Origin of the sequence: Billgrantia endophytica, assembly GCF_002879615.1 — a bacterium.
Taxonomy (GTDB): domain Bacteria; phylum Pseudomonadota; class Gammaproteobacteria; order Pseudomonadales; family Halomonadaceae; genus Halomonas; species Halomonas endophytica.
In genome coordinates, this window is record NZ_PNRF01000024.1 from 31,658 (window position 1) to 57,175 (window position 25,518).

Annotated in this window: 21 protein-coding genes and 2 pseudogenes; 13 read left to right on the forward strand and 10 right to left on the reverse strand. The window is 62.2% G+C overall.

The window, feature by feature from the left end; genetic code table 11:
• Positions 1-7 precede the first annotated feature (7 nt).
• The 8 genes from C1H69_RS11850 to C1H69_RS11885 all read right to left on the reverse strand — a co-directional run bounded on the left by C1H69_RS11850 (position 8) and on the right by C1H69_RS11885 (position 10,334).
• Positions 8-2,386 carry an ABC transporter permease gene (locus C1H69_RS11850; RefSeq protein WP_240609918.1) on the reverse strand — a complete coding sequence of 793 codons (2,379 nt, stop codon included), beginning with the start codon at positions 2,384-2,386 and terminating at the stop codon, positions 8-10.
• A gap of 4 nt (positions 2,387-2,390) precedes the next feature.
• Positions 2,391-3,107 carry an ABC transporter ATP-binding protein gene (locus C1H69_RS11855; protein WP_102653621.1) on the reverse strand — a complete coding sequence of 239 codons (717 nt, stop codon included), beginning with the start codon at positions 3,105-3,107 and terminating at the stop codon, positions 2,391-2,393.
• 172 nt (positions 3,108-3,279) lie between these two features.
• The gene (locus C1H69_RS11860; RefSeq protein ID WP_102653639.1) at positions 3,280-4,494 is read right to left on the reverse strand and encodes an MFS transporter; all 1,215 of its coding nucleotides are present in this window, start codon (positions 4,492-4,494) and stop codon (positions 3,280-3,282) included.
• A gap of 90 nt (positions 4,495-4,584) precedes the next feature.
• Entirely contained in the window at positions 4,585-5,919 is a 1,335-nt protein-coding gene (locus tag C1H69_RS11865) for a DEAD/DEAH box helicase (protein WP_102653622.1), read from the reverse strand.
• 156 nt (positions 5,920-6,075) lie between these two features.
• The gene (locus C1H69_RS11870; protein ID WP_102653623.1) at positions 6,076-6,588 is read right to left on the reverse strand and encodes a helix-hairpin-helix domain-containing protein; all 513 of its coding nucleotides are present in this window, start codon (positions 6,586-6,588) and stop codon (positions 6,076-6,078) included.
• A 63-nt stretch (positions 6,589-6,651) separates the two neighbouring features.
• Positions 6,652-7,254: a PqiC family protein gene (locus C1H69_RS11875; RefSeq protein WP_102653624.1), complete on the reverse strand. Its 603-nt coding sequence runs from the start codon at positions 7,252-7,254 to the stop codon at positions 6,652-6,654.
• A 57-nt stretch (positions 7,255-7,311) separates the two neighbouring features.
• The gene (gene pqiB, locus C1H69_RS11880) at positions 7,312-8,988 is read right to left on the reverse strand and encodes an intermembrane transport protein PqiB (protein ID WP_102653625.1); all 1,677 of its coding nucleotides are present in this window, start codon (positions 8,986-8,988) and stop codon (positions 7,312-7,314) included.
• Positions 8,985-10,334: a paraquat-inducible protein A gene (locus C1H69_RS11885; RefSeq protein ID WP_102653640.1), complete on the reverse strand. Its 1,350-nt coding sequence runs from the start codon at positions 10,332-10,334 to the stop codon at positions 8,985-8,987. Before C1H69_RS11885 ends, pqiB begins: the two co-directional genes overlap by 4 nt.
• A gap of 146 nt (positions 10,335-10,480) precedes the next feature.
• Here C1H69_RS11885 and C1H69_RS11890 point away from each other — a divergent pair, with 146 nt between their 5' ends.
• The 6 genes and pseudogenes from C1H69_RS11890 to C1H69_RS11915 all read left to right on the forward strand — a co-directional run bounded on the left by C1H69_RS11890 (position 10,481) and on the right by C1H69_RS11915 (position 18,640).
• A complete protein-coding gene (locus C1H69_RS11890) occupies positions 10,481-11,467 on the forward strand; it encodes a calcium/sodium antiporter (RefSeq protein ID WP_102653626.1) in 987 nt (328 codons plus the stop codon).
• A gap of 296 nt (positions 11,468-11,763) precedes the next feature.
• Positions 11,764-13,176: a cytochrome ubiquinol oxidase subunit I gene (locus C1H69_RS11895; RefSeq protein WP_102653627.1), complete on the forward strand. Its 1,413-nt coding sequence runs from the start codon at positions 11,764-11,766 to the stop codon at positions 13,174-13,176.
• A gap of 3 nt (positions 13,177-13,179) precedes the next feature.
• Positions 13,180-14,190, forward strand: coding sequence for a cytochrome d ubiquinol oxidase subunit II (gene cydB, locus C1H69_RS11900; RefSeq protein WP_102653628.1), 1,011 nt, complete (start codon positions 13,180-13,182; stop codon positions 14,188-14,190).
• Between the two features lie 4 nt (positions 14,191-14,194).
• Entirely contained in the window at positions 14,195-15,889 is a 1,695-nt protein-coding gene (gene cydD, locus C1H69_RS11905) for a thiol reductant ABC exporter subunit CydD (RefSeq protein ID WP_102653629.1), read from the forward strand.
• A complete protein-coding gene (gene cydC / locus C1H69_RS11910; RefSeq protein WP_102653630.1) occupies positions 15,882-17,597 on the forward strand; it encodes a thiol reductant ABC exporter subunit CydC in 1,716 nt (571 codons plus the stop codon). Before cydD ends, cydC begins: the two co-directional genes overlap by 8 nt.
• 43 nt (positions 17,598-17,640) lie before the next feature.
• Positions 17,641-18,640: pseudogene (locus C1H69_RS11915) on the forward strand (adenosine deaminase).
• A gap of 60 nt (positions 18,641-18,700) precedes the next feature.
• Here C1H69_RS11915 and C1H69_RS11920 read toward each other — a convergent pair.
• On the reverse strand, positions 18,701-19,705 hold the full coding sequence (locus C1H69_RS11920; RefSeq protein ID WP_240609919.1) for a cytochrome-c peroxidase: 1,005 nt from the start codon (positions 19,703-19,705) through the stop codon (positions 18,701-18,703).
• A 227-nt stretch (positions 19,706-19,932) separates the two neighbouring features.
• On the opposite strand from C1H69_RS11920, the gene msrP reads away from it, so the two are divergent.
• Positions 19,933-20,898, forward strand: a complete 966-nt coding sequence (msrP, locus tag C1H69_RS11925) for a protein-methionine-sulfoxide reductase catalytic subunit MsrP (RefSeq protein ID WP_102653631.1) — start codon at positions 19,933-19,935, stop codon at positions 20,896-20,898.
• Between the two features lie 27 nt (positions 20,899-20,925).
• On the forward strand, positions 20,926-21,525 hold the full coding sequence (locus C1H69_RS11930) for a protein-methionine-sulfoxide reductase heme-binding subunit MsrQ (protein ID WP_102653632.1): 600 nt from the start codon (positions 20,926-20,928) through the stop codon (positions 21,523-21,525).
• A 32-nt stretch (positions 21,526-21,557) separates the two neighbouring features.
• Here C1H69_RS11930 and C1H69_RS11935 read toward each other — a convergent pair whose 3' ends face one another.
• Positions 21,558-22,925 (reverse strand): NCS2 family permease, encoded by a 1,368-nt coding sequence (locus tag C1H69_RS11935; protein ID WP_102653633.1) that lies wholly within the window; start codon positions 22,923-22,925, stop codon positions 21,558-21,560.
• 479 nt (positions 22,926-23,404) lie between these two features.
• Between C1H69_RS11935 and C1H69_RS11940 the strand changes: the two genes are divergently transcribed.
• From C1H69_RS11940 to C1H69_RS11960, 5 genes and pseudogenes are all read left to right on the forward strand, one after another.
• The gene (locus tag C1H69_RS11940) at positions 23,405-23,674 is read left to right on the forward strand and encodes a transposase (protein WP_240609921.1); all 270 of its coding nucleotides are present in this window, start codon (positions 23,405-23,407) and stop codon (positions 23,672-23,674) included.
• A 214-nt stretch (positions 23,675-23,888) separates the two neighbouring features.
• Positions 23,889-24,203: a monooxygenase gene (locus tag C1H69_RS11945; protein ID WP_102653634.1), complete on the forward strand. Its 315-nt coding sequence runs from the start codon at positions 23,889-23,891 to the stop codon at positions 24,201-24,203.
• A gap of 222 nt (positions 24,204-24,425) precedes the next feature.
• Positions 24,426-24,623: a type II toxin-antitoxin system VapB family antitoxin gene (locus C1H69_RS11950; protein WP_102653635.1), complete on the forward strand. Its 198-nt coding sequence runs from the start codon at positions 24,426-24,428 to the stop codon at positions 24,621-24,623.
• Positions 24,620-24,994: a type II toxin-antitoxin system VapC family toxin gene (locus C1H69_RS11955; RefSeq protein WP_102653636.1), complete on the forward strand. Its 375-nt coding sequence runs from the start codon at positions 24,620-24,622 to the stop codon at positions 24,992-24,994. The genes C1H69_RS11950 and C1H69_RS11955 overlap by 4 nt, the downstream gene beginning before the upstream one ends.
• A 133-nt stretch (positions 24,995-25,127) precedes the next feature.
• Positions 25,128-25,235, forward strand: a pseudogene (locus C1H69_RS11960) (DUF1304 family protein); the annotation flags it as partial.
• Between the last annotated feature and the right edge of the window lie 283 nt (positions 25,236-25,518).

The window sequence follows — 25,518 nt, forward strand, 5'->3', positions numbered from 1 at the left end:
TCCTTGTCTACTCCACGGCTTTCAGAGCGGTGACCATGTCCAGCCGCCCCAGGCGTCGAATCACCAGTACGGCGACGATTGCCGAGGCTGCAACGACACCGGCGGCGGCAAAACCAAATGCGTAGGGGGGCAGGGTTAGTGGCACTCTGAAGAGGTCATTGCTGAAGGCCTGGTTGAGCAGTGCACTGAAGCCGACTCCGATCAGCCACCCCAGCGGGATCGCCAGCAGGGTGATCAGGACGATCTCGCCCAGCAGTATCCGGGCCACTTCGGCCCTGGTGTAACCCAGTACCCGCAGCGTTGCGAGCTCCCTTGCCCGTTCGGCAAAGGTGATACGCGCGTTGTTGTAGGTCACACCGAAAGCGATCGAGCCGGCCAGGGCCACGAACACCAGGGCAAACATCAGGATGGTTTCATCCATGTAGTCGCGAATGCCTCGCTCGGCTTCCGACAGCATACCGATAGAGGCTACCGCGGGCATCCGGTGAAGGGCGTCGTTCAGTGCCGCCTGCTGGTCGCTGTCGACCAGTAGCCAGGCACCGCTGATGGCCGGTCCTTCGTTCAGCAGGGCATTGAGGGTGTCACGCTGCAGATAGGCGCCGACACCGATGGGTTCATCCACCAGGGCGGACAATGGCAGCTTGAGGTGTTGTCGCCGTCCTTCCTTCACGGCTACCTCCAACGTATCGCCCACCCCGGCCTGGAGGTGGTCAGCCAGGAATCGAGTCAGCATGACCCCTTCCACCGGAAGCGTTTGTGGGCGCCCCTGGGGGTCCAGCACCTGGCGCATCCGTGGCCGCTCGTCCATGCCCAGCAGGCTGGTCCGGTATTCCCTGTGGCCGTGAATGAGGGTGACGGGCACCCGGCGCCAGGATTCCACTACCAGCACGCCGGGAAGGTGGCGCAGCTCACCAGCAGCACGGGCCGGTGTGACGTCGCTGAAGGTCAGCTCAATATCCATGCGCATGACCTGGCGATACTGTTGGTCGAGCATTTCCTCGACGGCGCTCAGCTGATAGGCACCCATCAGCAATAGCCCGGCGGAAAGGGCGATCCCGATTACCGAAAGACTCGCCTTGGCGGGGTGTCGCAGCAAGTGCCGCAGCACGATCCGTGACTCGTTGCCCAGCGCTCGGCCGAATGGCGAACGCTCCAGCCAGGTGCGGCGAAAGCGCTGCGGTGCGGGAGGGCGCATGGCTTCCGCCGGTGGTTCACGCACGGCTCTCCCCACGGCATGCCAGGTACCTGCCAGGGCCGCCAGGCCGGCCACGCCAAGAGCGAGTGCCATGGCCCAGGGAGGCACGTGAAAGTGCATCTCGGGAAAGCGGAAGTATTCGGCGTAGATGCCGGCAAGGCCATGTGCCGCCCAGGCGCCGAGCAGCACCCCCGCCACCCAGCCCAGGAGAACGATCAGGACGGCCAGCAGGCCGTAGTGCCGGGCCAGTTCGCCGTTGCGATAGCCAAAGGCCTTGAGCATGGCCAGGGGTTCGCGCTGTGTCTGGATGATGCGTGCCATCACGACGTTGAGGAGAAAGGCCGAAACGGCCAGGAAGATGGCCGGCAGTATGGTGGCCTGGGCGCGTTGCTGGGCCAGCTCTTCCTCCAGGAAGCGGTGCGACTGCTGGTCATGACGGGTCTGTGTGCCGGTACCGCCATAGCGGGCCAGAATCAGGTCCAGTTCGTCGATCAGCGTATCGACATCGGCACCCGCCTGCAGCGTGATCAGTAGCTGGTTGAAGGCACCTTTCATGCCATAGGCGTTGGCAAGCGTGCGCTCATTCATCCAGAGGGTGGCATAGCGCTTGTAGTCCGGCAGCAGGTCGGTGGGAGCCGCCTGGTAGATGATTTCGGGGCTGCGAGCAATACCGCTCAGCAATAGCCGTGTCTGGCGACCATCGATTATCGCCTGGATGGTATCGCCGGGGCGTAGGCCATGCGCATCGGCGAAGGCGTCACTGACGATTGCCTGGTCGTTGCGTCCGGCTTCGGGCAGGCTGCCGGCGAGTAGATGCAGGCGGTTCAGGTTTGGCTGGCGGCCATCGGGTAGCGATAGTATGACGCCGCGCACCGGGTCATCGAAGCCGGTTACGTCCAGGCGAACCGGGGCGCGCACTCTGGGCTCCAGGCGACTTACGCCATCCAGCGTCTGGAGACGTTCCAGCAGTCCCAATGGTGCTCGCTTGATGTCGGCGAAGAGGTCGGCATAGTGATGGCTGGCGTAGAAGCGATCGCGGGAACCGGATAGCGCCTCCAGGGTCGTCACTGACATGATCAGGGTCATGACGCCACTGGCGATGACCACCGCAATGGCCAGCGCCTGCCCCTTGAGTCGAAACAGGTCGCGGAGCAACTTCAGGTGCAGGGTGCCGACCTTCATGATCGTCATGGTGTCACCAGCGCAACTCACTGGGTGGCCGCCGCCTGGCATTGACATGAATGTCGCCCACCTGGCCGTCCCGCAGGCGAATCACCCGGTCAGCCATTTCGCCGATCACCTCGTTATGGGTGATGATGGCGAGCATCGTGCCGGTGGTTCGATTGATCTCTTCCAGCACTTCCAATACGCGGATACCGGTGCGGAAGTCGAGAGCTCCGGTGGGCTCATCGCAAAGCAGGACCTCGGGCCGCTTGGCGATGGCGCGGGCAATGGCAACGCGCTGTTGTTCGCCACCGGAAAGTTGAGAGGGGAAGTGGTCCAGCCGCGCTTGCAGGCCGACCATGGCGAGCGCTTCTGCCGGAGGCATGGGGTCGCGGCTGATATCGGTGACGATGGCCACGTTCTCGCGGGCGGTCAGGCTGGAAATCAGGTTGTAGAACTGGAACACGAAACCGACGTGATGGCGTCTGAATTCGGTCAGCGTTCGCTGGCTGGCATGTGTCAGGTCACGATCACGGTAGTGCACGCTGCCTTCGCTGGCGCTGTCGAGACCGCCCATGATATTGAGCAGGGTGGACTTGCCGGAACCCGAGGCACCCAGCATCACGACCAACTCTCCCGCACGCAGTTCGAGGTCGATGCCGCGTAGCGCCTGGATGGTCACTTCACCCATCTGGTAGAAGCGCTTCAGTCCGCGGGTCTGGAACACCACATCGGAAGTGTCGTTCATTGGCTGCCTGGATGAGGGAAGGGGCGGTCGAGATAGGGCTTCGGCCTTGATCGAAATCACACTATATCAAGAGGAAGAGAATCATGGAGCGACCGATGTCATGTCGCACTGGATGTCTTCGGGGGCGCTGGTCATGAACCTGCCGGGAGGCGCCATTTCGCAGCGGTGCCGGTCAGCGGGTGATCAACCTGCCTGCCTCATCGACATCCAGCCGGCGGTTGCGTCCGGCCAGCAGAGCGAAGCTGGCAGCGGCAGCAACGATCGATAGCAGCGCCGTGGTGAGAGCCGTCAGGCTGACGTCGAACTGGAGGAGCACGCCTACCGTCAGGGGCCCCATGGCCGCCAGCGTGTATCCGCCGCCCTGGGCCAGGCCGGACAGCTTGCCGGCCAGGCGTGAGTTGCCGGTACGCAGCACGATCAGCGCCAGGGCCAGACTGAAACTGCCTCCCTGGCCGAGCCCCAGCAGGACGACCCCGGCCCAGCGCCAGCCCGTCGGGCCCTGCAGCAGCAGCCAGAGTCCGGCACCGACACAGCCCAGGGTAAGCATCAGTGCGGGGCGCTGGTCGCGGCCGAAGCGTGCCAGCCAGGGCGCTCCCAAAGCCGAGATCAGCTGCACCATGACAGAGGCGCCCATCATCCAACCGGCTTCCGATTCACTGTATCCGCGTGCTTGCAGCAGGGTGGGTAGCCAGCCGAAGACAATGTAGGCAAGCGATGATTGGGTCCCCATATACAGCATGACGTGCCAGGCGAGCGGTTGGGAGAGAAGCTGGCGCAGGGAGCCGCCCCCGCCGGGTGAAGGAGCGGCCCGCGGTGTGCGCGGCATGAGCATGACCCAGGCCAGCAGGGCGGTCACGCTCGGCAATGACCAGCCGATCAGGCTGAGGCGCCAGTTACCTAGCAGGTCGGTCAAGGGTATGCTCAGCCCTGCACCGAGGGCTCCCCCCAGGCACAGGGCCATGGTATAGACACCGGTCATCAGGTCGGCGCCCGCGGGAATTTCGCGCTTGACCAGAGCTGGCAGCAGCGTGCCGGCAATGCCGATGGCGGCACCGGCCAGCAGCGTACCGGCAAACAACAGGATGGTGGGCGGGGTGCCCCGTATCAGCAGGCCGAGGATCATGAGCACCAAGGCCAGTGTCAGAGTGTTTTCCGGCCCCAGCCGCCTGGCGAGCCACGGGGCGAGAGGCGCAAAGACGCCCAGGCAGAGAACCGGAAGGGTGGTAAGCGCACCGATGGCGAGAGGGGACAGGCCGGTGTCGAGTTGCACCCGAACGAGGAGAGGGGCAAGGGAGGAGAGCGCCGGACGCAAGTTGAGGGAAACCAGCACCATCAGTACCAGAAACAGCACGATACGCGTGGTGTTGTGCTGGTGTTCGGTCGTCATCGTCTCGCCATTCCCTCGTTCCTTGTCGGGTCCGGCGATGGGGCAGCCCGCATCGGCGTGCCCCATCGCCGTCCGCTACCAGGTGCCGGCTCAGGCCTGACGGGCGCCCTGACCACGGCTGCGGCGCCGGCGTGGCGCCCGGTTGTCGTCGCCGCTGCGGTTGCCTTCGCTGCCACGCGAAGCGGCACCGCGATGACTGGTGCTGTTACCGCCGTTGCCGCGCTGCCCCTGTCCGCCAGAGCGGCCACCGCGTCCGCCACGGCCATTCTCGATGGGCTCGGGCTTGGCATTGGGGTCGGGCTCGAACCCCGGCTCGACATGTTTCACCAGGTCGCGCTTGATCAGTCGCTCGATACCCTTCAACAGGCCATGCTCGTCGACGCAGACCAGGGAAACGGCCTGGCCGTCGCTGCCGGCACGGCCGGTGCGACCGATACGGTGAACGTAGTCTTCCGCCACGTTGGGCAGTTCGAAATTGACCACGTGGGGCAGTTCGTTGATATCGAGGCCGCGGGCCGCGATGTCGGTTGCCACCAATACCTGCAGGTCGCCGGTCTTGAAGGCGGCCAGGGCCTTGGTGCGAGCCGACTGGCTCTTGTTGCCGTGAATCGCCATGGCAGGGATGTCCTGCTTGGAGAGCTGCTCGGCCAGCCGGTTGGCGCCATGCTTGGTACGGGTAAAGACTAGCACCTGGTTCCAGCTGTGGCGGGTGATCAGGTGGGCCAGCAGCTCACGCTTCTTCTCCCTGTCGACCCGATAGATCGACTGGTCGACGGTCTCGGCGGTGGTGTTGCGACGCGCCACCTCGATCATGGCCGGGTTGTCGAGCAGCTTGCCGGCAAGCGCCTGGATCTCGTTGGAGAAGGTGGCCGAGAACAGCAGGTTCTGGCGCTTCTCGGGCAGCACGCGCAGGATCTTCTTGATGTCGTGGATGAAGCCCATGTCCAGCATGCGATCGGCTTCGTCGAGCACCAGGATCTCGACGTGGGACAGGTCCACGTGCTTCTGCTGGTGCAGGTCGAGCAGGCGGCCGGGCGTGGCCACCAGCACGTCCAGGCCGGGTCGGATGGCGTCTACCTGGGGTTGCTGGCCTACGCCGCCGAAGATGACATGGCTCTTCAGGGTGAGATGGCGACCGTAGTCGGCCACGCTTTCGCCCACCTGGGCCGCCAGTTCGCGGGTCGGCGTCAGGATCAGGGCGCGAATCTGGCGCTTGCCGGGTCGCGGCCCTTCTGCCAGGCGTTGCAGCATCGGCAGGGTGAAGCCTGCGGTCTTGCCGGTACCGGTCTGGGCGCTGGCCAACAGGTCGCCACCATTGAGAACGGCAGGTATCGCCTGGCGCTGAATGGGGGTCGGAATCGTGTAGCCCTGTGCCTCGACGGCACGGAGCAGTTCGGCACGCAGGCCGAGTTCGGAAAAGGTCATGCGGTCTCCGCAGATACGCCTCCGCCGTGCCATGTGCGTCTTGCACATGACCAGTCCCGGGCCAAGGCGTGAAAAATTCGGTTCAGGGCGCGGCAGGAGGGACTACAGGTTGCCGCGAGTGCGCATTATGCCATAGCGAGGGGAGCGGCGCAGCTTTTATGGGTTGTTCTTCTCCAAGGGGTTCTTCTCGAAGAGGTTCTGCTTGATACGCGCCAGGGTGGCGGCCCCAAGACCGCTGACGTGATCCAGCTCCTCGGGGTCCGCCTGGCGCAGCCGTGCACTATCGCTGAAGCCATGGGCGAAGAGGGCGCGGGCGCTGACCGGTCCAATGCCATCGACGGTGGTGAGTTCCGCGGCGTAGTGGTCGATGAAGGCTTGCCGGGACTCGTCCGATAGGTCGTCGCAGGCGCCTTGGCGACACAGGTCACAGGCCAGCCTGGCCATGCCTTGCGCTATACCGTCCAGGGTTGGCAACTGGACATCCGGGCAGGCCTGAAGCTGCTGGCGAAGTTCCTCCAGCGCCTCGTCGGCTGCCTTTAGCGGGGCCACGGCATCGGCGGGCTTGGCGGCCATTGCCTCGAGCAGGTGTTCCTCCAGCCGTCGTATCTGTGCCTTCAGCGCCAGTGCGGCTTCATGGCTCAAGGCTGGATCCAGCGTCTCATGCGTCATGAACGAGTCCCTGTCTTGTGGTGGTTCGTCTCTAGCGTAGCGTACCCAGTCGAATTGGGCTCATCAGGCTCGGCCCTCGACCTGTCGAACCCGGCGAACTCCGTCGGCGATCTGCTCGGCTACCCGATCCCAACTGCTGCCCAGCGCGCGCACCAGGGCCGGATAGCCGTCATCATGGAGTTCCGTCGCGGCCCGGAAGTCTTCCATGGCAAGCAGGCTGCCATCCGCCGCATGTAGCTGCCACCGGCCGCTGGCTATGGCAAGGCCATCGTGATGGCCTTGGAAACGATCGACCTCCAGGCGCAGCGTCACGGCGGAAGGGTCGCGGATGGGGCCGGCATCGCGCACTACGCGTGTGTCGGGAAGACGCTCCGCCAGGCGGGCTCTCAGGCCGCGCTCCAACTGGTGTCCCAGGGGTTCGGCCCACAGGTGCTGGCGTGCCGCGTTGAGGGTGATGTCGTCCAGTTGCAGCACGATCCCGTCGACATCCAGATAGTGCGCCAGATGCGGTGCGCGCACGACCAGTAGATGCTCGGCCCGTGCCGTGGACGCAGGAGCGGTTTCGCTCCCGGGCAGGGTGAAACGGTCGGCCGGCGCGGTTGCGGTAGCGCAACCGCTTAGCCAGAGCATGGCGGCCACGGCGGCCAGCCAGGGGATCATTCTCATTCAGGGCTCCATTGTTCAGATCATGATGGTAATAGAAGTCGCGTATCCCAATGATATCTAATCGCGCCGTGGTGCCCTGGGCTGTGGATCTTCGGCATCCAGGCTATCGAACAGCAGGGCACGGGGGTTCTCGTTCAGCGTTCGCGTCACCGGTTGCAGGTCGCGCATCAGGCGTTCCAGTCGTTCCGCGGCTCCTGTCAGCTCACGATAGGCGCTGGAATCCGGTGAGATCCCCTCGAGCGTTTCACGCAGGGCATCCAGAGTGTCATTGAGGTTGCCGGGCAAGCCACGGGTCCCGGGGTCGTCAAGCATGGCTTGCAAGGATGCACTCAGCTCGCGTACCTCGCCGAGCATCGCCTCCGAACTGGCCAGATTACGGTCAAGCCCCGCCAGCAGCGGTTCGATCTCCAGGGCATTGAGCTTCGCGAGCAGGCTGGTCACCTGGGCCTCGATCTGGGCAAAGCCGGCGGAGGTGGTGGGGAAGACGGTACGATCGCTGAATATCTCGCTCACATGGTTACCGGCTTCGTCGCGATGGAAGTTGGTATCCACGAACATGGCGCCCGTCAGCAGGTTACCGGTCTTCAATGAGGCACGCAGGCCCATCTCGAACATCCGGTCGAAGCGCTCTTCCCAATCCCGCAGGTCAAGCTGCTGGTTTTCGATGCCAAGTCGCTGGGGCTCGATACGGATCAAGACAGGAATGGAGAAGCCGCTTCTGCTCTCCGGCTGGGGTGCGGTGAACTGCCAGGGAACCGATGCCACGGTACCGATGCGCACGCCGCGGAATTCCACTGGTGCCCCCCGTGTCAGGCCCCGGACTGTGTCGTCCACCAGGAGCACATATTCCAGGTAGCGGTCGAAGGTGCCCTGCCGGGCGCTGTCTTCATCGGGGTAGAGATTGAACGTCGTGTCATTCTCCACCGGCTCACCCATGGGCAGGTCTTCCGGTACGCCGAAGGTGACGCCGCCGCCCAGCAAGGCTTCCATGGATTCCACATTGACCCGGATGCCGTCGGCGTCCAGGCGCAGGTCGACACCACTGGCCGACCAGAAGCGGGTGCTGTCGGTGACCAGTTGGTCGTAGGGGCTTTCGATGAAGATTCGCTGGTCCATGCGCCGGGCATCGGCATCGAAGGAGACTTCTTCCACCCGACCCACGGTATACCCCTGGAAGGTCACCGGGTCGCCAGCCCGGAGGGAGTTGCCGAGTTGGCTGACCAGGTTGACACGAAGCCCCGCCGCATCGGCCGAGGCCACGGGTGGTTGATCGCTGACGGCAAACTCTCTGACACCCGGCTCGCCGCTGCCAGGCCGCAGTTGGATAAAGGCCCCGGAGAGTACCGTGCCCAGTCCGCTGATGCCTTCACGACCGATACGGGGCTTGACCACCCAGAAGCGGCTGTCTTCCGCCAGCATGGCCTCCGTGTCAGGAGCCATCCGGGCAGTGATGACCGTGTGAGTCAGGTCATCGGAAAGCTGAACGCGCTCGACGCGGCCGATCTCGACATTGCGGCTCTTGATCAAGGTACTGCCGGCCTCGACACCTTCCGCATTGTCCATGGTCAGGGTGATCAACGGTCCACGGCTACGATAGTTGTCGTACACCAGCCACAGGCCGATCACGATAGCCACGATGGGTACGATCCAGATCGGGGAGAGTCGTGTCTGGGGCGTGGGTCTGGCCCGATGCATGTCGCGGGGCGCGTCGTTCTCGCGAGGGGTATCGTTCATCCAGGGGTTCCTTGCGGGTCGCGGGTCTCACGCGGCAGGGGCGTGTCCCAGATCAAGCGGGGGTCGAAGGTCATGGCGGCGAGCATGGTCATAACCACGACGGCTCCGAAAGCCAGGGCCGCGGGCCCGGGTGTGATGGACATCAGCGAGCCGGCGCGTATCAGGGCCACCAGAATGGCCACCACGAAGACATCCACCATCGACCATCGGCCGATGAATTCGGTCAGGCGATAGAGGCGTGTGCGGGAGCCGGCATTGAGTTCATTGCTGCGTTTCACCACCAGGCAGAGCCAGGCCAGGGCCACCAGCTTGCCCACGGGGACGATCACGCTGGCCGTGAAGATGACCACGGCCACCGGCCAGGAGCCCATCTGGATCAGCTCGACGACGCCGCCGACGATGGTCGACGGCGTGGTGTGCCCCAGGCTGGTGGTGGTCATGATCGGATAGACATTGGCTGGCACGTACATCAGCGTGGCGGCAGCGAGCAGGGCCCAGGTGCGCTGCAGGCTGTGAGGCAGGCGCGAATGCAGTTTCTCGTCACAGCGCCGGCAATGACTGTGCCCACCGGATGCAAGCCGGTTGACCAGGCCGCAGGTGGAGCACCCGGTCAACCCTTGAGAGGCTGCGGTCTCCCCCGTTCGGGCTCCTTCCGGAGCCAGTGGCTCGCCGGTAAGGGAGAACCACATCCAGTCCGAGTCGAGGGATTGGGTGGTGAACAGCAACAGTGCGGCGAAGACACAGAAGGCCCAGAAGGAGATGCCGAGCTCGATCTGTGCCAGGCCGGCGACTTTGATGAGACTGACCAGCGCCCCGATGATGAAGACGTCGGCCATCATCCAGGGGTGCAGATGGGACAGGGATCTGGCGATGTTTCGGCTGGCCGGCAATGGCTCTCCGCGCAGCAGGCCGAACTGCAGCCAGATCACGCCCAGCAGATAGACGGCCGGCAGTACCAGTATGGTCAGGATCACCGCGATCGCGACAATGGGTTGATGAAAGCCGATCAGGGTCGTGGCGGTCTGGGAGAGTTCGATTCGATTACCGATGCCTCCCACGCTGAAGCTGACGAACGGGAAGGAGGCTGCTAGCATCAGCGCGATCAGTGCGGATACGGCCAGGGCCATGCTGCGTTGAGCCGGCTGACGGTGCCGCTTGGCCAGCGTATGGCCGCAGCGGGGGCAGTCGGCCTTCTGTCCTGCCCGCAAGGGGGGGAGGGCGACCAGCCAGTCGCACTCATGACAGGCACGCAGGCGCCGCCGTGAGGTGCGTACCTCTGGCGGGGCTTGGTCTACCTGGGGCTCGTCCCGGGGGAAGGACGGAAAACGAAAGGGTTGCCTGGACACCAAAAACCGTTACCTGAAGACTGGCCGATAGGAGGGCGATGGCGTTGCCATTGCCTAGTAAGGTTGTGCCATGCAGAAGTGTGACACGTTGACGCTGTGGGTTCTATATACAAACATTCGGCACTGAATGTTCCTGAGGATCGAAAATGTTATATCCCATCCTGGCTGTGGTTGGAGGTCTAGTCCTGTTGGTATGGAGCGCCGAGCGCTTTGTCGATGGGGCCGCGGTTTCATCTCGAAGGATGGGTGTTTCTCCGCTGTTGGTCGGCATGCTGGTAATCGGTTTCGGTACCTCGGCACCGGAGTTGATGGTATCGGCCCTGGCGGCTGGTCAGGGCAACCCCGGCCTGGCGCTGGGGAACGCCTACGGTTCCAATATTGCCAATATCGGTTTGATCCTGGGCCTGGTGGCACTGATGTCTCCACTCGCGGTGCACTCCGGTGTGATTCGCCGGGAACTGCCTCTGCTCGGCGGCGTTACCCTGTTGTCGGCCTTGCTGATGTGGGGAGGGGTTATCGGTCGCCTGGAAGGCAGTCTGCTACTCGCTTTACTGGCTGCGTTCATCCTGGTGAGCATCGTGCAGGCTCGCCGGGCTGGCGACGATGCCTATGCGACGGAAACCGAAAAGAGCCTGCAGGCCTCTTCCCTGTCGCTCAGGGCCGGGCTGGCCTGGACCCTGGTGGGTTTGCTGTCGTTGATAGTGAGTTCACACATTCTGGTCTGGGGGGCGATTGCCATCGCCCAGGGCTTTGGCGTCAGTGACCTGGTCATTGGCCTCACCGTGGTGGCGGTCGGCACGTCGCTTCCGGAGCTGGCCTCCTCGATCAGCGCGTTGCGGCGAGGTGAGCATGACCTGGTACTGGGTAACGTAGTCGGCTCGAACCTCTTCAATACGCTGGGGGTGGTGGGGCTTGCCGCCGTGATCATGCCCATCGAGGTGGGAAGCGAGGTGTTGCTGCGCGACTGGAGCATGATGGCCGTCATGACCGCGCTGATGGTGGTCTTTGCCATGGGCTGGCGAGGGCGGCCGGGCCGCATCAACCGACTCGAAGGTGCGGTGCTGATGATCATGTTCCTTGGCTATATGATCTTCCTGGGTAGGCTGATGGCTGTTTCCGCTGTCGCGGCCTGAGCCGGCCAGCGTAGCGGCTGCGACAACCCGACACAGGTGAAATCACAAAAAAATCATAGGATTTCTGTAGGTTACGGAGCAAGATGAAACAGACATTCTTGGATCAAGAAAGGCATGTATAGGAAACCTGTATCAGGTATTCCTTGCCTTGTATTCTGATCTAGGCTCAGTTTGAGTGTCGAGGTGGAATGCGTCACGGCAACCCGGGAAGGCGTTGCCGAAGGCACAACAAAGCACCCTGCGTGCACCCGCATCCCTGTAGACGTTTTTCTCTTTGCGGCCAAGAGGCATGCGTCATGGAGCTTGATCCCCTGCTGCTGTCACGATTGCAGTTTGCCTTCGTGGTTTCCTTTCACGCCATCTTTCCGGTCTTCACCATTGGTTTGGCATCCTACATTGCCGTGCTTCATGCGCTCTTCTACAAGACGCGCAATCCCGCCTGGGACCGCCTGGCCCAGCTCTGGACCAAGGTGTTCGCCGTGGCGTTCGGCATGGGCGTGGTGTCCGGCATCGTGATGTCCTTCCAGTTCGGCACCAACTGGAGCAACTTCGCCCAGTCCACCGCCAACTTCATGGGGCCAATGCTGAGCTATGAGGTGGTCACCGCTTTCTTCCTCGAGGCGGCATTTCTGGGCGTGCTGCTGTTCGGCCGTGGCCGGGTGCCCCAGGGCGTCCACCTGTTCGCGGCCATCATGGTGGCGGTGGGCACCTTCATTTCGACCTTCTGGATCCTGGCGGCCAATAGCTGGATGCACACGCCGGCCGGTGTCGAGGTGGTGAACGGCGTCTTTCGGGTCACCTCCTGGACCGAGGCGATCTTCAACCCTTCCTTCCCGTTCCGGCTCGCCCACATGGCCATGGCCTCGTTCATTACCGGCGGGTTCGTGGTGGCCGGTGTCAGTGCCTGGTATCTGCTGATCGGCCGGGATGTCGAGGCGAATCGCAAGGCGTTGTCGATGTGCCTGTGGATGTTGCTGGTGCTGACGCCAACCCAGGCTCTGGTGGGCGATTTCCATGGCCTCAATACGCTGGAGTACCAGCCCACCAAGCTGGCGGCCATGGAGGGCAACTGGGAAACCCGGGAGGGCGCGCCGTTCCTGCTGTTCGCCTGGCCGGACCAGGAAGCCCAGCAGAACCGTTTCGAGATCGGCATACCCTATATGGCCAGCCTGATCCTGACTCATGAGTTGCATGGCGAGGTACCCGGTATCCTGGAGGCGTCGCCGGAAGAGCAGCCCCCCGTCGCGCTGGTGTTCTGGGCATTCCGGGTCATGGTCGGTATCGGTTTCCTGATGATCGCGGTGTCCCTGGTTGGCCTCTACCTGCGCCGCGGCGGACGGATCTATCACTCCCATCGCTTCCTGCAGACGCTGAGGCTGATGTCGGTGATGCCCTTCGTTGCCGTGCTCGCCGGCTGGATCACCACCGAATCGGGGCGTGCCCCCTGGCTGGTCTACGGAATCATGACCCATGCCGATGGAGTCACCCCGTCGCTGACCGGGGGCATGGCCCTGTTCACCCTGATCGGGTACGTGCTGGTCTATGGCGTGATCTTCTATGCCGGTACCTACTACCTCACCCGGGTCATCCGCTACGGAATGCAGGAGAAGGACGAGGAGAAGCTGGTCGACGACTTCGAAACCCCCAAGCGGCCCTGGTCGGCCACCGGCACACCCTTCGACGACGATCCCACCAAGGTGGAGGGCTGAACCATGGAAATGTTCGACCTGTCATTGATCTGGGCACTCATCATCGGCTTCGGCATCATGATGTACGTGCTCATGGATGGCTTCGACCTTGGGCTGGGGATTCTTTTCCCCTTCGCGCCGGACGAGGATGCCCGCGATGTGATGATGAACTCGGTCGCACCGGTGTGGGACGGCAACGAAACCTGGCTGGTACTGGGAGGCGCGGGATTGTTGGGCGCCTTTCCACTCGTCTACTCCGTCTTCCTGCCGGCACTCTATATCGGTGTATTCCTGATGCTGGCGGGGCTGGTGTTTCGCGGTGTCGCCTTCGAGCTTCGCTTCAAGTCGCGTCGCGAGCGGCGAAACCGCCGGATGTGGAACCGGGCGTTCAGTTGGGGGTCGGCGATCGCGGCGTTTGCCCAGGGCGCCGTCGTCGGTACTTACATCCAGGGATTCGAGACCCACGACGGGGTTTTCGTGGGGGGCCCCTTCGACTGGCTCACGCCGTTCTCGGTGTTGACCGGCATCGGAATCATGTTCGGCTATGCGCTGTTGGGCACCACCTGGCTGATCCTGAAGTCAGAGGGCTATATCCAGGCGTGGGCCTACAAGCTGACCCCACCCCTGCTATTGGCGGTATTGGTGATCTTCGCGATCATCAGCATCTGGACGCCGCTGGTGAATCCGCTCGTCTGGGAGCGCTGGTTCGGCATTATCGGCGTCATATGGATTCTGCCCGCGCTGACCCTGCTGTGCATGTTTGCGGTCTATTGGTCGGTGAGACGCGGCCGTGAACTGATGCCCTTCATGGCCACGCTGGGCATGTTCCTGTTCACCTATCTGGGGCTGGTGGTCAGCAAGTGGCCGATGATCGTACCGCCCGACTACACCATCTGGGACGCTGCCTCGGCACCCGAATCACAGCTGTTCCTGCTGATCGGTGTGCTGTTCGTCCTGCCGTTCGTGCTGGGCTATACCTTCTGGTCCTACTGGGTCTTCCGCGGCAAGGTCAGGGTAGGCGAAGGGTATCATTGAGCCGATGGGCGAGCATTCCGGCCCGGCACTGACGTCACGCCGCTGGCTGTCGGCCCATGCCGCCGGCCAGCGGTCGTGGCTGGCCCTGGCCACGCTGGCTGGCATGGCGGCAGGGGCCTTGACGATCCTTCAGCTGTCCCTGCTGGCCTGGATCGTCAGCCGGCTTCTGGTCGACGGTGTCGATCTTGCCTCCCTTGACTGGGTATTTGCTTCGCTTGCGGTGGTGCTGCCGTTACGAGCTTTGGCCCAATGGGGGCAGGAGGCGGCCGGGCAGGAAGCCAGCCTGCGCATTCGCGAAGCGGTCAGGCGTGAACTGCTCGACCATCTTGCCGCCATGGGCCCAGTGCGTGCGGGCAACCGCCATACGGCCAGCCTGGCGAGCCAATTGGTCGAGCAGGTCGAGGCCCTTGATGGCTATTTCGCCCGTTTCTTGCCACAACTTCGTCTGGCGGTCGCGATCCCGCTGGCCATACTGGTGGTAGTGGTCTGGCTGGACTGGCTGGCGGCGCTTTTCCTCTTGCTTTCGGCTCCTCTGATACCCGTCTTCATGGCACTGGTCGGCATCGGCGCGGAGCGGTTGAACCGCGAGCAATTCGCCGCGGTGAGCCGGCTGGCCGGCCACTTCCTCGACCGGGTGCGTGGCATCGCCACCCTGCAGCTTTTTCATCGTGCCGAGGCGGCGACGGTCGAGGTGGAGGCGACAGCCGACCGCTACCGGCAGTTGAGCATGCGAACCCTGCGTCTGGCCTTTCTCTCCTCGGCGGTACTGGAATTCTTCGCATCGGTGGCCATCGCCGTGGTCGCGATCTATGTCGGCTTCGGGCTGCTGGGCTATATCGACCATGGCCCGGCCGATGAACTGACCCTGTTTACCGGGTTGCTGGTACTGTTGCTGGCACCGGAGTTCTTTCAGCCCCTGCGCAGCCTGGCACAGCACTACCACGACCGTGCCGCCGCCCTGGGTGCTGCCGATGGCATGGTGACGCTGCTGGCCGAGCCGGTGGCCAGCTCCCGAATCCATCCGGCGCCTGGCGTGACGGTATCGGGACAGCTGCTTTCCCTCTCCGGCGTGACGCTTTCCCACCCGGGTCGTGGTCGCGTATTGGGCCCGCTGGACCTTGCCGTGGAAGAGGGCGAGACGCTGCTGATCACTGGCCCTACCGGTGTCGGCAAGTCGGCCCTGCTGCAGCTGCTGGCGGGCTTCGTCGCCCCGGACCAGGGCGAGCGCCGGGTCCTGGCCGGGCTGACCTTCGCCTGGATGGACCAGCGCCCGCTGTTGATTCATGGCAGCCTCGCCGACAACCTTCGGCTCGCCCGCCCCGAGGCGAGCCGGAAGCAGCTCTGTCAGGCCCTCGAACAGGCGGGCCTGGCGATGCTGGTCCAGTCGCTGCCCAACGGCATCGATACACCACTTGGGGAACGAGGGTCGGGGCTGTCCGGTGGCCAGGCCCAGCGCCTGGCCCTCGCTCGGGTCTTTCTCTCCAATGCGCCTCTGATCCTTCTGGATGAGCCGACCAGTAGCCTGGATGACGATACCGAGACCCAGGTGATCGACTCATTGAGAGAGCTGGTGACCCAGGGCCGGACGCTGGTCATTGCCACCCACCATCCGGCGCTGATCCGGCTGGCGACTCGTCGGCTGACGCTGGCGCATGGCCAGATCCAGTCTGTCGACGGCGAGGAACCGCCAGATGCGTGACTCTTCTCTGAGAAGAACGTTCCTGCCATGGTTGCGTCTGTTGGCACGTCGACGCGGTCGCCTGGCCGGGGGAACGGCACTGCTGATGCTGACGCTTTTTTCTGCCATCGGCTTGCTGGCGCTCTCCGGCTGGTTCATTACGGCCAGTGCACTGACGGGCATGGCGCTGGCCGCCGGCATTGCGGCAAGCCTGGATGTGCATGTGCCGGGTGGCGGTATTCGTACTTTCGCCGTGACTCGCACCGTGGCGCGCTATTGCGAGCGGCTCTATAACCACGACACCGTGTTGAGGCTGCTTGCCGATCTCAGGGGGCAGCTCTTTGCCGTGATGACCCGCCTTGATGAGCGGACCCTGTCCAGGCGGCGCTCGAGTGACTGGCTGAATCGGCTCACGGCTGATATCGACACACTGGACGGTCTTTATCTTCGGCTGTTGGCGCCTCCTGCCGTGGCGTTGCTGCTCATCGTCTCGGTGTCCGGCTTTCTGGCGCTGTGGGCGCCCTCGGTGGGGGCTGCGGTAGCCTGCGTGCTGCTGCCTGCCTGGCTGTGGTTGACCGCAGGGCAGGCCTGGCTCGGCATGGCGCCCAGCCGTGGCCAGGCCACACACCTGCAGCGGTTGCGAGGCCAGGTCATCGAGCACCTGCAGGGCCAGGCGGAACTGGAGGCCTACGGTAGTCGGGCATCGCACCGCTGTCGCCTGCGTGAACGGGAAGCGGATCTGCAGCGTGAGCAGCGGCGGTTGGGCAGGTTCGCTTCCCTGGGCACATCACTGGCCAATCTGCTGGTTGGCCTGGCGATGCTGGTGGCCCTGTGGCTGGCCGCTGCGACCTGGCAACAAGGCGTCATCGGCGGTGCCATCATGGTCATGATGCCACTGGCTGTGCTGGCGACGGGCGAAGCCCTTAACCTGCTACCGGTAGCGTTCACCCATCTGGGGGCGACTCGAGCCGCGGCCGAGCGACTCAACGCCCTGTCGGAGTCCGGAACCATGCCCACGCCACCGGCCGCTGCGCCATTACCAGCGGGACCGCTTTCGGTGTCGCTGCAGGGAGTAGGCCTGCGTTATCCGGATGCGCTGTTGCCGGCGCTGTGTGATATCGACCTGAGCCTGGCACCGGGCGATCGCCTGGTGCTGACGGGAGCTTCCGGTTCCGGTAAGTCCAGCGTGGCGGCCTTGCTGACACGCCGGCTGCTACCTTCCGAGGGCAGTATTCGTCTGGGAGGGATGGCGCTGGAGGAGGTGGAGGAAAGATCGCTGCGCGAGGGGGTGGCCATCCTGGGGCAACAGGCCGATCTTTTCCAGGACAGCCTGGCGATGAATCTGCTCCTGGCGGCCCCCGATGCCAGTGACGCTGAACTCTGGCAAGCCCTTGATTGGGCTGGTCTGGCCGACTGGGCCGAGGCATTGCCCAATGGTCTGTCGACACGAGTGGGAGAGGGCGGCCGGGAACTCTCTGGCGGACAGGCGCGGCGTCTGGCGCTGGCACGGCTGTGGCTGCGCGACCCCGGACTGGTCATTCTCGACGAGCCTTTCGCCGCGCTGGATGCCGCCACCGCAGCCAGAATTTCCGTGCGGCTCGATGCCTGGCTGGCAGGTCGCACGGTGCTTTTCCTGGTCCATCAGCTCCATGGTGGGCCCTTCGATCCGCCAGGTGTGACCCATTGCCGGCGGCTTCGGCAAGGTCGGTTGACCGATTGCGCAATCTAGCAGTATCGATCAGGATGAGAATAAACTGGCGACGAGGTGATCGATGCGTGATTTCCTTCAGCGGCTGCCGAAGGCAGAACTACATCTTCATATCGAGGGCTCCCTGGAACCGGAGCTGATGTTTGCCCTGGCCGAGCGGAACGGGATTACACTGCCCTACCATTCCGTAGGGGCGGTTCGCAAGGCCTACGATTTCGAGGACCTGCCGTCCTTCCTGACCCTTTACTACCAGGGCATGAGCGTTCTGAGGACCGCTGAGGACTTCTACGACCTGGCCATGGACTATTTATTTCCGGCGTGCCCATGCGGAAGGCGTGGTGCATGTGGAGATGCACTTCGACCCCCAGGCGCATCTGGTACGAGGCATCGAGCTCGACGTGGTAATGGAGGGGCTGAGTCTGGCGCGACGCCAGGCAGAGCGGGAGCTGGACGTATCCACGGCACTGATCATGGCTTTCCTGCGCGATCGTCCGGCCGAGGAGGCGATGAAGGTGCTGGAGAGTGCGGCCCCCTACTGGGAAATGCTCGATGCCGTGGGGCTCGACAGTGCCGAACTTGGCCATCCGCCATCGAAATTCGCCGAGGTCTTCCAGCGCGCGAAACTGCTGGGTATTCCCCGGGTTGCGCATGCCGGTGAGGAAGGGCCGCCCGAGTACATTCGCGAAGCCCTGGATATGCTGGATGTCTGCCGCATCGACCACGGTGTACGTTGCCTGGAAGAGCCGGAGCTGGTGGCGCGTCTGCGTGACGAAGGTGTGGTGCTGACCGTCTGTCCGCTTTCCAACGTAAGGCTGAAGGTGGTCGAGAAAATGGCGGATCACCCCTTGCCGCAGCTTATCGAGGCCGGTTTGCGAATCACGATCAATTCCGACGATCCTGCCTATTTCGGTGGTGGCTTGCTGGACAACTATGTGGCCTGCCACGAGGCATTCGGCTGGCCGAAGGAGACCTGCATCCAGTTGGCCGGCAGCGCCATCGAATCCGCCTTCATGAGTGATGGTCGGCGTCTCGACCTGCACAAGCGACTGGCTGCCAGCCTTTGACCCCAACGAAAACCCCCGGCGAGGGCCGGGGGCGGATGATATACCCAAGCGTGTCTGACGTTACGGAAGGGCAGGCACTTCGAAGTCGGGCATTTCACCGGTCAGGGTGTGCAGGAAGGCGGCGATGTCCGCAATGGTTGCCTCGTCGAAGTCACGACCCAGCATTTCCGTGCCCATGATGGCCACGGCTTCCTCGAGGGTTTCGGTGGCGCCGTTGTTCATGTACGGATAGGTGACGCTGACGTTGCGCAGGGTCGGGGTGCGGAACTTGTACATGTCGGCTTCGTCGCCGGTCACATCAAAACGACCCACGTCGGTGGAACCGGGCACCTGGATCGCCCAGAAGTTGCTGTCGGTCAGTGCCGGGCCGCTGTGACAGGCGATACAGCCGTTCTCCACGAACGCCACCATGCCATCCTTTTCCTGCTGGTTCAGGGCGTCCATGTCGCCTCTCAGGTAGCGATCGAACGGCGAGTTCGGCGTATTCAACGTGCGCTGGAAGCTCGCCAGTGCCTTGGCCAGGTTTTCCTTGTTGATCGGGTCCTCGTCGCCGGGATAGGCTTCACCGAATTTTTCGTGATAGAGATCGAACTCCTGCAACCGCTCCAGTGCCTGGTCCAGGTCCATGGCCATCTCGATGTCGGCCTCGATGGGGCCGAGCGCCTGGCCCTCGAGATCCGGCTCGCGACCGTCCCAGAACTGGGAGCCCAGGAAGCCGGAGTTCAGTACGGTCGGAGTGTTGCGATCGCCGATCTGGCCGTCGTGACCGGTGGCGCGCGGAATGCGGTCGCTCCAGCCCAGAGCCGGGTTGTGGCAGGTGGCGCAGCTGATCACGCCGCTCGAAGAGATCCTCGGCTCGAAGAACAGCATGTTGCCCAGCTCCACCTTCTCCGGCGTCAGCGAATTGTCGGCTGGGATCGGCGGGAAGTGGGGCAGCGGTTCGAAGCGGTCGCGATAGTCGCCCAAGCCGTCATCGGCAATGGCTCCACTGGAGACGGCAAGCGCAGCACCCAGCGATACGGCGGCCATCAGGCGTGCGGGCCGAACAAGAACGTGGTAGGTCATGGCGATTCTCCCAGATGAGTAACAGAGACAAGAACATCCTTTGTTGTGCAGTCAGGTTATTCCGGTCACTTGAACCATATCAACCTAGTAGAATAGTCGGATAAGAGGGTCTGTTGAGCTGGGTCAAGGTTTTCCGCGATACTGTCCGGCATCGATGGACGGCACTTGTACGGAGCACCAACTCTCAGCATCTTTTTTCACTCGTTTGCCATTGGGAGTGGATTCGAATGCCACGCTATCGCTATCCGGGGATTTCCGAATCCGAAGTGACACCAAAGGCTCTGTTCGAATCACGACGGCGGTTTCTGCGCCGGGGCGCCGCGCTCGGCATGGCTGTCGCCACGCCCGGTTTGTTCTGGGCGCCTGGCGCTCATGCCTGGCCGAGCGTGCTGGAAAGCAAACTGGACGCGGACTTGCCAAAGCATGAACTGGCGGGCGGCGAATCCCTGACCTCTTTGCGAGATATTACCACCTACAACAACTTCTACGAATTCGGTACCGGCAAGCGTGACCCGGAGATCTATGGTCATCGCCTGGTCACCGATCCCTGGTCGGTGACCATCGGGGGGGAGGTGGAGAAGGCTGGCACCTTTGCTCTGGAAGACGTGCTCAAGGGACAGTCGCTGGAGGAGCGCATCTATCGGCTGCGCTGTGTGGAGGCGTGGTCGATGGTGATTCCCTGGATCGGCTTCCCTCTGGGAGACCTGCTCAAACGTCATGCCCCCACGTCCCGGGCGAAATATGTCGTCTTCGAGTCGCTTCATGATCCCGACAACCTTCGGGGACAGCGTCGGTCGATCATCGAATGGCCCTACCGCGAAGCATTGCGAATCGACGAGGCCATGCACCCCTTGACGCTGCTGGCGGTGGGTCTCTACGGCGAGGAGATGCCCAACCAGAACGGCGCTCCGATCCGACTGGTGGTGCCCTGGAAATACGGTTTCAAGAGCATCAAGTCCATCGTGCGCATCGAGCTGGTCGAGGAGCATCCCACCACCTCATGGCAGGCGCAGAATCCCGAGGAATACGGTTTCTATGCCAACGTCAATCCAGAGGTCGATCATCCACGCTGGTCCCAGGCTCGCGAACGCCGCATTGGCGAAAGCGGGCGCCGCGAGACGCTGATGTTCAACGGCTACGCCGAGGAGGTGGCAGGGCTTTACACGGGGATGGATCTGGATCGTCACTATTGATCATGAGCGTTGAGGGAGCGAGAGGGTATGCCGTCTAGACAAGGCGCGATCTGGATCTTTCGGCTGCTGGTGTTGTTGGGAAGCAGTGCGCCGGCCTTGTGGCTGGCCTGGCAGTGGTACTACGGTGACCTGGGTGCGGTGCCGAGCGAGGCCGTGGTGCACTTCACCGGCAAGACCGGATTGACGCTGCTGCTGGTGACCATTGCCTTCAGTCCTGCCTTTCGCTTCACCGGCTGGGTCGGCTTCATGATCGCCCGTCGCCAGATCGGCCTGTGGGCCTTCTTCTGGCTGGTGGCGCACATGCTGGCCTGGATGGGGCTGGACCAGTACTGGGACTGGCCCTGGATTCGCCGCGAGATGGTCGACCTGCCCTATATCCGCTACGGCGTTGCGGCATTGGCGCTATTGGTGCCCCTGGCGCTGACCTCGTTTTACGGCGTACAGAAAGCCATGGGTTACCGTGCCTGGCACTGGCTGCATCGCCTGATCTATGTGTCGGCGGCGCTGGGGGTCATCCATTTCTGGGTGCTGACCCGTGCGGATTACCTGCTGCCGACGCTGTTCGCCGCCGCGCTGGCGGCACTCGTGCTCTTTCGGCTCATTGATGCCGCCATCCATCGCCAATGAGTGGGTGCGGGCAGTGCCGCACCCTCTTCTCTTTAGTGGGTGGTCACCAGCATGACCACGCTGAGGGCCGCCGAGATCCACATGGCCGGCTTGATATCCTGGAGTCGGCCGGTGAATACCTTGATCAGCACGAAGCTGAGAAAGCCGAAGGCGATGCCCAGGGTGATCGAGTAGGTCAGCGGCATCAGGATGATGGCCAGGAAGGCGGGGAAGGCTTGCTCGAATCGGGACCACTCGATCTTGCTGATCGGCGCCAACATGAACAGCCCCACCAGCACCAATGCCGGTGCGGTGGCGATACCCGGTACCAGCGAGAGCAGCGGCGACAGGAACAGGAACGGCAGGAACAGGAAGGCGATGGTCACCGCCACCAGGCCGGTGCGGCCGCCCTGGGCCACACCAGCGCCGGATTCGATGAAGGTCTGGGCGGCGCTGGTACCCAGCGGAGCGGCGATCATCGAGGCGAAGGCGTCGACCGTCATGGAACGCTTGAGGTTGCGCGGATTGCCATCCTTGTCCTTGAGGTCCGCGGATTCGGAAAGTGCCATGAAGCACGACAAGGCATCGAAGAAGTTGGTGAACAGCATGACGAAGATGAACGGCAGGTAGGCGACCCTCAGCGCACCCCAGATATCGACCTGCATCACCGCGCTGAAGTCGGGCCATGCCGCCAGCCCACTCCACTCCACCACCACGTCGCCTCCCCACAGCCGGCCCATCGGAGAAGCCAGCAGGGTAGTCAGGGCGATGCCCAGGATCAGGGCGCCATTGAAGCGAAGGATGACCAGTATCGCCGTCGCCATCATGCCGATGAAGAAGGTGACCATGCTGGCGTCCATGTTGCCCAGTGTTACCAGGGTGGCATCGCTGCCGGTGATGAAGCCCGCATTCTTGAAGCCGATGAAGGTGATGAACAGGCCGATGCCGCAGGTGATCGCATAGCGCAGCGAAGGAGGTATGGCCTCGATGATCGCCTTGCGCACGTTGAACATGGCCAGGGTGGCGAACAGCACGCCCGACCAGAACACGCAGCCCAGCGCGACTTCCCAGGAAAGCCCGGCGCCCTGCACCAGGGTATAGGTGAACAGGGCGTTCATCCCCATCCCCGGGGCAACCAGAATCGGGTTGCGGGCATACAGCCCCATCGCCAGGCTGCTCAGGAAGCTGATCAGTACCGTGGCTGAGAGCGCGGCAGAGAAGGGAATGCCAGCGTCACTGAGAACCGCCGGGTTGACCACGATGATATACATCGAGGCCAGGAAGGTGGCGATACCCGCCAGTATCTCGGTACGTACACTGGAGCCTCGACGGCTCACGCCGAAATAGCTGTCCAGCCAATTGCCTTGGGCCAGCGACTGGTCGCTTGCCTTGCCGGCCAGGGAAGAGGAAGTCGGTTCCATAGCTTGTGTCCGTTGTTGTTGGATTGGCGTTGTCGAATAAGCGTTGTTGGTAGAGGCGGTGACAGGGCTGACCGTTTGGTCAATCGCGTCCGGCTACAGCCTAGACAATATTTGACCGACTGGACAGATAGGTTACGACTAACGTCGTAGTGTAGGGGGGAGAGGGGCCGGAGACATCTCGCTTGTGTAAGCGTTGCCCTCAACGTTTCGCTTGGTTACGGTAGGTAAAAAACGCAGAAGATCGCTTAGACGTACTCAGGGATGCCGCATTAGGGATGATGGAAATCGTCATCCATTCTGCCAGCAGGGCGGTAGCGTGCTGTAGATCCGCTGTTATGCAATATTCAAACAGGCAATGGAGTAAGAATGTCGATCTCAACAATTTCAAGTTCGATTACTAGGTTGCAAAAAGAAATATCAGAGTCCCAAGAAGGACCGCTGCATGCAGAACCCAGCCTCGGCAGATCACCGCAACGGAGCTGGCCGGCAAGTATCATTCACGATATAAGAGAGAAGGACAATCGAACGACACTGACTGGATGAAGCACCGGGTGGATAGCCAACTGGGTAAGGAGATATATAGCCACCGGATGTCAGTGGTGGAGCCGGTATTCGGCAACATTGGCACCACGAAACGATTGAATCGATTCGGGCTTCGTGGCAAGAAGAAGGTACAGGGCCAGTGGCAGTTATACTGCCGGGTACATAATATTGAAAAGCTGGCAAATTACGGCAGATTGACTGCATAGAGAGGCCACGCTTGGGGCGGGTAGGCCGCTACTGATCGACAGAGGATAGCGCGGAGGTTTCAGGGAATCCCGTCGATATCTATGGAAGGATCTGGGCGTGATGGACTGGATGAGCTGAACCAATGTGGAGAGGGTGTAGGATATCCGTAAGAAGGTTTTTCTACAGCCTCGTTAGGCATCTATCGTGACCATTGCTGTTATGGAGGAACCGAGAATGATCATTGCTATTACCAAGTTTCGGTTGCCGAAGCGCGTCAGCCGGGAAGAAGCAAGAGAGATTTTCTTAAGCACAGCGCCCAAGTACCAAGGCGCATCTGGGCTTTTCCGTAAGCACTACGTTGTGTGGGAAGATGGAGGCACGGTCGGCGGAGTGTATCTCTGGAACTCCCGATCTGAAGCGGAGGCCATGTATACAGAAAGTTGGAAGGCTTTTGTCCGAGAGAAGTACGGCACAGAGCCATCAGTCACGTATCTTGAGAATCCCATTACCGTTGACAACGTATCGGGAGAGATTCTCTCCAGTGGATAGTTCGGCGTGCTTCCGTAGCTGCCTTTGCAGCGAACAATGCCCAACCCGTACATCGAACGGACAGCCTGTAGCGGGAAAGATCAGATTTCACCTGCTGTCAGCTGCCGCTCATGTCGAGCGTTGGGCGACAGAACAGACTAGATGATCGGGCGCATTTGAATCATCATTTTTGACGTCAAAAGATGTGCTATGCTGATGCCGTTCAGCAATGGAGGACTGCGCATGAGAACCACGGTTAATTTAGATGAGGAGCTTCTGTCGGAGGCCGAAAGAGTTTCTGGTATCAAAGAGCGGGCCACCCTTGTCAATGAAGGGATCAAAGCCTTGATCGAGCGCGAGAGCGCGAGGCGTCTTGCTCGGCTGGGTGGCTCGCAACCGGGACTGGAGCCGATACGTCGTAGGCAATCGGAGCCGACATGATTCTGGTCGATACTTCTGTATGGATTGACTACTTTCGAGAAGGCCTGCCCCGGCTTGTAAGGCTCCTGGAGCAGAACTTCGTGCTCACGCATCCATTCGTCCTGGGCGAACTTGCCTGCGGTAATTTGACGTCGCGTACTGAAACGCTCAGGCTTCTCTCCAATCTTCCCGTGGCGCCAAGGGCATCAGATTCTGAAGTGCTAGCGTTTATCGAAGCGAATCGGCTTATGGGAAGGGGTATTGGGTTCATTGATGCACACTTGCTCGCGTCAACCGCTTTAGCCGCCGATACAAGGCTATGGACCCATGACAAGCGTCTTGCGAAAGTATCGAAAAACCTAGATTTTGGCTATGAGAGCAGTGTCAACTGAAATCGGCCACGGCGCGTAATCGTCGCCCAACAGGGCGCTGCAACCGACCCTTGACATTGCCACCCCTGCGTTGCCGCTCCGGGGCGTCAATGTCAAGGGAGGCTGAGCTTGGTCGTTAGATTTTCAAGGAGTCAATTTGGTCGCTGGTCTCTACGGCGGACTGACTGCGAACAAGAGGACTCTCCTCATTCAAGCCGTTCCAGCCGCGCTTGGCCTTGTCTTGCTGCTCCTGGCTTCGTAGATATTGGTTATCGCATAGCCTGATGCTTGACCTCGTGCTCGAGTTGCGCACAGGGGCATAGGGCTCGATTACCACGTTATCGAGCCTTCACCCATGGCGAGTGGTCCTCATGAATTCTGTTCCTGCTGGAGCAGCTTGATTCATCTGAGAAAACCATTCGCCATTTTCGTTTCAGGCTATGTCTGAAAACTGCCTGCGCTTGGACATACGGCGTTAAAAATCAGCTCAAAGTACTCATTTACACCGCGTAAACTCCGTCTTTGGACTCGCGACGTCCATGTCG